Annotated in this window: 1 protein-coding gene; it reads right to left on the bottom strand. The window is 78.8% G+C overall.

The window, feature by feature from the left end:
* A partial coding sequence (locus ACSNN9_RS28685) for an AfsR/SARP family transcriptional regulator (RefSeq protein WP_436676423.1) occupies nucleotides 1–377 on the bottom strand: 377 nt, incomplete at both ends.

The raw sequence follows: 377 nt of genomic DNA, 5'->3' as shown, positions 1-377 counted from the left end.
TCTCGACCTCGGCCGCCACGAGCAGGTGGTCGGCGAGCTGACCGGGCTGGTGCGACGGTATCCACGGCGGGACCGGCCGGGCTGACGGCGGCGGGGCGGGCGGCGCGGCCGGGGCGGCGGCCTGCCCCGCGCGCCCGCCTGTCCGGGCGGGCCGACCCGTCGGGGGAGTGCCACCGCCGAGCATCGCCCGGTGCAGGTCGCGCAGCTCCTTCCCCGGCTCGATGCCGAGCTGCGTCGACAGCACCGCGCGCCCGTCCCGGTAGACCCCGAGGCCGTCGGCGGTACGGCCGCTGCGGTGCAGGGCGAGCATGAGCTGGCCGCGCAGCCGCTCCCGCAGTGGATACCGTCGCACCAGCCCGGTCAGCTCGCCGACCACC

It is taken from the genome of Micromonospora sp. URMC 107 (assembly GCF_051386315.1).
In the GTDB taxonomy this organism is placed as follows: domain Bacteria; phylum Actinomycetota; class Actinomycetes; order Mycobacteriales; family Micromonosporaceae; genus Micromonospora.
This window is presented reverse-complemented; position numbering and strand designations above follow the sequence as displayed.